At 47.2% G+C, this 7704-nt stretch carries 5 protein-coding genes and 2 pseudogenes; all 7 read left to right on the top strand.

What is annotated here, in order from left to right:
- Positions 1–57: 57 nt before the first annotated feature.
- Positions 58–390, top strand: a pseudogene (locus tag AC5JMP_RS02950) (isochorismatase family protein); the annotation flags it as partial.
- A 156-nt stretch (positions 391–546) separates the two neighbouring features.
- Positions 547–621, top strand: a pseudogene (locus AC5JMP_RS02955) (hypothetical protein); the annotation flags it as partial.
- A gap of 78 nt (positions 622–699) precedes the next feature.
- The gene (locus AC5JMP_RS02960) at positions 700–1701 is read left to right on the top strand and encodes a zinc-dependent alcohol dehydrogenase family protein (RefSeq protein WP_495849936.1); all 1002 of its coding nucleotides are present in this window, start codon (positions 700–702) and stop codon (positions 1699–1701) included.
- A 772-nt stretch (positions 1702–2473) separates the two neighbouring features.
- The gene (locus tag AC5JMP_RS02965) at positions 2474–2977 is read left to right on the top strand and encodes a pyridoxamine 5'-phosphate oxidase family protein (RefSeq protein ID WP_495849937.1); all 504 of its coding nucleotides are present in this window, start codon (positions 2474–2476) and stop codon (positions 2975–2977) included.
- A gap of 6 nt (positions 2978–2983) precedes the next feature.
- Positions 2984–5863 carry a cation-translocating P-type ATPase gene (locus tag AC5JMP_RS02970; RefSeq protein WP_495849938.1) on the top strand — a complete coding sequence of 960 codons (2880 nt, stop codon included), beginning with the start codon at positions 2984–2986 and terminating at the stop codon, positions 5861–5863.
- Complete coding sequence (locus tag AC5JMP_RS02975; RefSeq protein ID WP_495849939.1) at positions 5854–7116, top strand: Acg family FMN-binding oxidoreductase; 1263 nt, start codon at positions 5854–5856, stop codon at positions 7114–7116. The genes AC5JMP_RS02970 and AC5JMP_RS02975 overlap by 10 nt, the downstream gene beginning before the upstream one ends.
- Before the next feature lie 190 nt (positions 7117–7306).
- Positions 7307–7654, top strand: a complete 348-nt coding sequence (locus AC5JMP_RS02980; RefSeq protein WP_495849940.1) for a rhodanese-like domain-containing protein — start codon at positions 7307–7309, stop codon at positions 7652–7654.
- Positions 7655–7704 lie beyond the last annotated feature (50 nt).

Genomic DNA, 7704 nt, shown 5'->3' on the forward strand with positions numbered 1-7704 from the left:
CTCCCCTCTAAATCCTTGCCCAGTCATTCTCTCAAGACTTTTCTGCACCACTAAGCCGAGATCTGTCTCGCAATGCCAGCAATCCAGGCGCTTGGTGAGGGTTATGAAGTATTCATCGTTACCGATGCTTCGGGTGGTGTTACGGCGGAAGCTCATGACATGGCAGTTCGCCGTATGGTTCAGGCTGGTGCAATTCCAATCAACTGGATGGCTGTACTTGCTGAATGGCAACGTGACTGGGCACGCACAGAAACAGCTGCGGGTGTATCAGATATTTTTCTTGAGCATGGCGGTGCTAGTGGAGTGGCCCTTGCATGGGAACTTCAGCTCCTTGCAACAACCCCTCCAGTGACCTCGAAACCTCAGCTTCTTGCAACAACCCCCCAGTGACCTCAGGTGGACATTAATACTTGAGGTTTCCTCTACGGAAGCAACAAGTAAAATAGGAGGCAGCATTTTATCTTTTTCAAAATGCTGCCTCCCTGATGAAAACAGCAGCGATCGCAGACATTAGCTTTACAAGTCGGCTTCTCCAGTCAAAGCTACTTAACACAACACTTCAAGCGATTCACTGGAATGACACCTAAGGAAGTTCGCTATCAAAACCGAGGTCAAGAATGAAACCAGTAGCGCGGCGTAAATAATCTGCAAAAGTCAGGATGTATTTTTGCAAAACAAAGTGTCCCCAAGGAGGCTGATATGGAGTACATGAAAGCTGCGGTACTGACCGCTTTTGGTAGCGCTGAGGTGTTTGAATTTCAAACCATACCGAAGCCAGTTCCAAAAGCAACCCAAGTTCTGGTGAGAGTATATGCAACCTCGCTCAATCCCCTTGATTATCAAACTCGTCGGGGTGACTACAAAGATTTAGTTCGTCTCCCTGCAATTATCGGAGTTGACGTTTCGGGTGTGATTGAAGCGATTGGAGAGGCAGTCACCCATTTCCAGGTCGGAGATGAAGTTTACTACTCACCCCAAATTTTTGGCGAGTTTGGTAGTTATGCTCAATATCACGTTGCAGAGGAAAGCATTGTTGCAGTTAAGCCGATTAATTTGACCCATGTTGAAGCAGCTTGCTTGCCGTTGGCAGGAGGAACCGTTTGGGAATGCCTTGTCACCAGGGGCAATTTACAAATCGGTGAGACAGTTCTAATTCATGCTGGAGCGGGGGGAGTCGGTTCTATTGCAATTCAACTGGCGAAAGCAATGGGTGCTTATGTATATACAACATGCAGTGCAGAAAACTTTGACTTCGTTAAGAAGCTGGGTGCAGATTATCCCATCGACTATAAGCATGAAAATTATATTGAAGTGATTGGGCGAGAAACGAATGGTCGGGGTGTTGATTTGGTTTTAGACACAGTTGGAGGCGATACGATTGGACGTAGCTCAGAAGTAATTCATCCGTTTGGCAGACTTGTCACAATCGTCGATATTGCAACTCCTCAAACACTTCTTGATGCCTGGGGTAAGAATTTGACGATTCACTTCGTTTTAAGTCCTCAATATAGAGACAAATTGGACGCACTGAGGAACCTGATTGAACGCGGTCAGATTCGACCCGTCATTGATTCAGTTCTGCCTTGGAGTGATATCGTTCAAGCTCATCAACGTTTAGAAAAGGGAGGAATGCGAGGCAAGATTGTCCTGCAATTGGTTGATATGGGATCACAGAATGTAGGGTGGGTTAGCGAAGCGTAACCCGCCGTAGCGTTGGCAATGATGGGTTATGCTGTCGCCAACCCATCCTACGATAATGTACAGCCTCACATAAATTTGGTATGAGTTGCGTTTGAGTTGTATAAGTTCTACTAAAACACTCTAAAGCTAGAGATGGCTCTAGGAAATTTGTGTGAATATTAAGTCAACATTAATGGAAGCGTATTAACTCGACAACAAAAATCTTCAAACAATATACTCTCAGTAATCGCCAAGTTAATAAGCTGAGATTTAATTGAGATCTTAATATAACTTTTCAGAATATGCGCTACGAGAATCATCCTAAATCTTGGGAAAAGGCTCTCGTTTCGTTTGCCCAATTAATTTATTTTGATCGACTTATTCATGGCAAAGGAGATGCGTCTGATGGGGTGTTGGATTGGCACAAGGGACATTTTGGAGCCGTGAATCTAGAGGTAATCTATCCCTTCTTGAATGCTCTCGGCTCATTCGCATTACTTTTTACTGGGACTTCTTTATGGCTCCATATGCGTCGGACTCCAAAAAAGAAAACTACTTATACCAATTTTCTATGAGGCTACACAGAATAATCTCTTTGACTGGCAGGGGTTTCAGCCCTCGTATTTTATGTAGCTTTATATAAAATTGGTATTAGGATTACAGCGGCAACAAGCTTCGCTTTTTTCCTAACTCCATCTGAGCAGACTTCAATTCATCAATTACAGCAATTCTTAATTGCATAGCCCGCTTAATCAAGCGCAAAGCGCTGTGAACCTTTAGTAGGAGAATGGTCATGTTAGATATTGACGAAATGAGTACAAAAGAGATTGATAATCTCTTACGGAAAGTAGGCTATGGGCACTTGGGTTGTGTGCTTAACGGACATCCCTACGTTGTACCAATGCGTTATTATTTCGATGATCCAGATATCTATATCTTCACCACAGTTGGGATGAAGACAAAGTATATGGATGTGAATTCAGAAGTCTGTTTACAGGTTGAAGACGTTCACAATCTAGAGCATTGGCGCAGCGTAACGGTGACGGGACGAGCAGAACACATTACAGATCAGCCAGAGATCGATCGCGTGATGCAATTTGTCAAAGCGCAAAATCCAACGCTTTCACCCGCTATTAACCGCACCTGGATTGATGCCTGGGGTCGGGCAGAGGTGATGGCGCTCTACTCTATCCATCCCCGCGAGATGAGTGGACGCACAACGGATGGAGTCAGCAGTCAGCAACCGATCGGATCGCTAACCGCACCACTGCCAGCCCCTGACAAGGCACCAAGTTGATCCAATATGGCACCTCATTCACCCGTTTGGACATTATCGGTTGAGCAGGTCTACGAAGCGCTGTCAACTTCGGTACAGGGACTTTCAGAGGCAGAAATCTCCCTCAGAATCAAGCATTATGGGTTTAATGAACTGCCTGAACCCGCGAGGCGATCGCTCTTACTCCGCTTCACTGATCAGTTGACCCATTTCATGGCGCTCTTGCTCTGGGTGGCGGGCACATTAGCTTTTGTCTCTGGCACCCCTGAGCTGGGATGGGCAATCTGGGCCGTCATCTGGATTAATGCTGGGTTTAGCTTTTGGCAAGAATTTCAGGCAGAACAAGCCTTAGCGGCCCTCAGTAAAATGCTGCCCGTCCAAGCTAAAGTCTATCGAGATGGAAAGCTCTGCGAGATTCCCGTGAGGGAGATGGTGCCGGGGGATGTGATGCAATTAGAAGAGGGCGATCGCATTTCCGCCGATGCCAGACTGGTTTCAGCTCAGTCGCTGTATGTTGATGTCTCTGTGCTGACAGGAGAATCGCTTCCGGTTGCCCGATCGGCGGCACCTGTCACCACCGTCAAGATGCGTGCCTCTGAAGCCAGCAATCTTGTGTTTGCAGGATCTACCGTGGCGGCAGGGCGTGGTTCGGCGATCGTGTACGCGACAGGCACTCAGACCGAGTTTGGTCAGGTTGCCCATCTGACCACAACGGTCAAGCGAGAACCCAGCACCCTGGAAGTGCAGATCAACAGGGTGGTGCATGTCATCACGGCAATCGCTCTTGGCATGGGTGTTCTGGTGTTTTTGCTGACGAATCTGCTGGTGGGCATGGGAGCTAAGGAAAGCTTCATTTTTGCGATCGGCATTATTGTAGCGCTTGTTCCAGAAGGACTACTGCCAACGGTAACTCTGGCTCTGGCAATGGGGGTCAAGCGCATGGCAAAGCGCAATGCTTTGGTGCGTCGCCTCTCGGCCGTGGAGACTTTGAGTGCCACAACGGTCATCTGTACCGACAAAACCGGGACACTGACGAAGAATGAAATGACGGTTCGCCAGCTCTGGATTCCGACATCTAAGAGGAAAGGCACGGGTGAGATTGAAGTCACGGGTGTAGGCTACAATCCCACCGGAGAGGTGCAAGTGAACCATCAGCAAAAGCCACAGGTAAAGCTGCTGTTAGCAGGTGCGGCTCTCTGCTCCAACGCCCACTTGAATCATCCATTAGGCTCTAGTCAGTGGCAAGCGATCGGTGACCCCACCGAAGCCGCTCTCCTAGTAGCGGCTCTCAAAAGCGGACTGAATCTGGAAGCACTTCAGATTCAGCTTAAAAGAATTCAGGAGGTTCCCTTTGATTCGCGCCGACGGATGATGAGTGTCGTGTTGCAAAGAAGTTCGGATGATGCAGATTTAGGGTTTGAGATAGAAAGGCAATTATCTCCTCTCAAGACGCTCAAGGCTCCCTATCTCATGTTCACGAAGGGATCGCCGCTGGACGTGCTGCAACACTGTCAGCAGGTTCTGAGAGATGGGCATATAGAAAAATTATCAGAGGCAGATCGGGTAGAGGTAGCTACTGCGAACGATGCGTTTGCGAGGCAAGGGTATCGAGTGCTGGGAGTAGCCGCCCAACAGAGAGAAGAGCAAGAGACGCAAGATGCCCAGCACCTAGAGCAAAACCTAATCTTCGTGGGGCTAATAGCCATGATTGACCCGCCAAGACCTGAAGTGGCAGAGGCGATCGCTCAATGCCATCAAGCAGGTATCCGGGTAACGATGGTGACAGGAGACTATGGACTGACCGCAGAAGCGATCGCCCGTCAAATTGGTTTAGTCACTAGCGAAGCCAAAGTGGTGACGGGCGGAGATATGGAACACCTCTCCGATGCTCAACTGCGTCAGATCTTGCAGCAAAAATCTGGATTAATCTTTGCTCGTGTGGCACCGGAGCAGAAGCTAAGGCTGGTTCAGGCTTACATTGCGATGGGTCATATTGTTGCGGTAACGGGTGATGGGGTCAACGATGCTCCAGCCCTGAGAGCTGCCAACATTGGCATTGCGATGGGAATGAGCGGCACAGATGTAGCGCGAGAAGCGGCTGATATCGTGCTGATTGACGATAACTTCGCCACTATTGTTAGCGCGATCGAGCAGGGACGAGCAGTCTATCAAAATATTCGTAAATTTATTACTTATATTCTGTCCTCCAATATCCCAGAGCTACTCCCTTTCCTGGCGATGGTCTTTCTCAAAATTCCGCCTGCTCTGATCATTCTGCAAATTCTGGCGATCGACCTGGGTACAGATATGTTGCCTGCTCTGGCGTTAGGTGCAGAAGAGCCAGAGGAAGGCATCTTGCTTCAACCACCTCGCAAGAAGTCGAAACCCTTACTAGATAAATCGTTACTGCTACGTGCCTATTGCTTCTTAGGTTTATTGGAAGGCTTGGCAGGTATGACAGCTTTCTTGCTGGTTTGGTGGGCAAATGGCTACGGCCTTACCGAGTTGCAGGCGATCAATGCAGCGATTCTGTCACGGTCAGCGAGTCCGACTCAGATGGCAATTTACTATCAAGCCACCACTGTGACGCTGGCGGTGGTCGCGGCTTGCCAGACGGGTAACGTTTTTGCTTGTCGCAGTGAACGCATCTCGATTTTTCGCTTGGGCTTTTTTAGCAACCCTTTAATCTGGTTGGGTATTGCGGTGGAGTGGGCGCTAATTTTATTGATTATCTATGTTTCACCTTTACAAAAAATCTTTGCAGTTGCACCCTTATCTCCCTGGCAATGGTTGATGCTAATCTTCTGCCCACCTTTAATCTTGATAGCTGATGAATTCCAGAAGCGAATCGTACACAGAATGAGTTTCCCAGCCTATCAAATGATGAAGAAACCAGCTTGGAAATAAATCAGAACAAAAGATTGTATCACTCGCAATTTCTTAAAATTTGGCACTCTATGTCTTCTGTGCCAAAAATGTTAAACGAGTGTTCTATCGGCACATCCGGTCTTGACAGCATCTTACCCTCACAACCCAAACATCTTATGGATAGAAGAAAATTCATCGGCATTGCAGGTGGAACCACAGTTGCAGCCGGAACAACGGCTTATCTGCTAAGCGATAAAAGTAATCTTTCAAGAGCGGATATAAAACCAGCAGACAGCAATGGCGAAATGCTCAAGCCAGATGAAAAAGAGATTTTATTTCTCGCCTCGCTTGCGCCGAGCGGTCACAACACGCAACCGTGGTTTATCCAATATCTCGAACCTTATCACTGGATTATTGGCAACGATAAAAGTAAGTGGCTACCTGCCGTTGACCCAACTCAGAGAGAAACAATTTTATCGATCGGCGCTTTCATCCAAAATCTGGAATATGCTGCGGGTTCTCTTGGCTATGTTTGCGATTGGACTTTACTCGCTACGACCAATCAGGGCGATCGGATGATGGAAGTAAAGCTAATCAGAGAAAACTCAAAAAATGCTTTTGACATCGCAAAAATTAAAAGCCGTCGTACAGTTCGCTCTAATTTTTTAAGTGATGTGCTGAAAAAAGAAGACGTGGCATATCTGGTCAATTCAGAACCAGAATTTATTCATTATCTGCCTGTCACCAGCCAAGAAAGTCAATTCATTAACGAACAAACGATCGAAGCTAATCGTATTCAAGCTTATCGTGACCCAGCCCAGCAGGAGTTAGCCGACTGGATTAGATTCTCTAGCCGAGAGGCTGATAAATATCGGGACGGGCTGACAACGGCAAGTATGGAAATAGAAGGAATTTCTGGCTGGGTAGTGCGGAATTCCTACAGCAAAGACAATGTGATGAAAAAGGATTTCCGAGAGCGAGGTATTGAGCAGATTAGACAGGAAGTGTCGGAATCAGCAGGTTGGTTTCTCATTACCAGCAAGGAGGACTCAGTAGCGACACTGCTGGAAACAGGCAGACGGATGCAACGGCTTTTCCTGAAGGTGCGGGAGAGAAATATTGCCATTCATCCGATGACCCAAATCTTGGAAGAAGCCTCAACGCGGCAAACGCTAAATCAAGCGATTGGGATCAACGAAAGTATTCAATTTATCTTGAGAGCGGGATATGTGAAGGATTATCCGCCGCCTGTATCCCTCCGCCGTTCTGTTGATTGGTTTCTACGGCAATGATAAGAACAAAAGATCAGCAAGGCAGTGATTTTTGAAGATTCAATGTTACTAAATTATCTCCAACGAATTATCCAATTTAAATCAGGAAACTTAACTCAAAAAATCTATCATGTTCAAAAATTTCCTCTCAACAGTACTGCTCGGATTTGCCTTACTGATTTGCTTCTTTTTTGGAGCTGGGCAACCCTCAATGGCTGCTGCTCCTTCTCCTGCACTCATGACTGGGATCAGGCTTGCGGCAGTGACTGAAATCTCACCAAATGTAGCATTGGAACTCGATCAGTTTCTCACATCAATTCCAGCAGGCTACTACACGATCGCCAGTGTCGAAGGATTAAAAAAACTGTTAAGAACGTCTCCAACCCTGTTGGTAGATGTGCGAGAACAATCTGAGTATCAATCTGGGCACATCCCTAACGCAATTAACATTCCGCTCCAAACACTGGCGCATAGCCTAGAGCAAATTCCGCACGATCGCCCCGTGGTGCTGTACTGCTCCTCCGGCTATCGATCGGCAATGGGTGTGATGACCTTCTAAGTACAGGACAAAAGTTGCAGAACGTGAAAGAACTCATCGGTAAACAGCTC

The sequence above is a fragment of the Drouetiella sp. genome (genome assembly GCF_059504425.1).

What these genes read in the sequence shown, in the direction of transcription:
- AC5JMP_RS02960 (WP_495849936.1), top strand. Translation starts at nt 700, where the DNA reads ATGGAGTACATGAAAGCTGCGGTACTGACCGCTTTTGGTAGCGCTGAG.
- AC5JMP_RS02965 (WP_495849937.1), top strand. Translation starts at nt 2,474, where the DNA reads ATGTTAGATATTGACGAAATGAGTACAAAAGAGATTGATAATCTCTTA.
- AC5JMP_RS02970 (WP_495849938.1), top strand. Translation starts at nt 2,984, where the DNA reads ATGGCACCTCATTCACCCGTTTGGACATTATCGGTTGAGCAGGTCTAC.
- AC5JMP_RS02980 (WP_495849940.1), top strand. Translation starts at nt 7,307, where the DNA reads ATGGCTGCTGCTCCTTCTCCTGCACTCATGACTGGGATCAGGCTTGCG.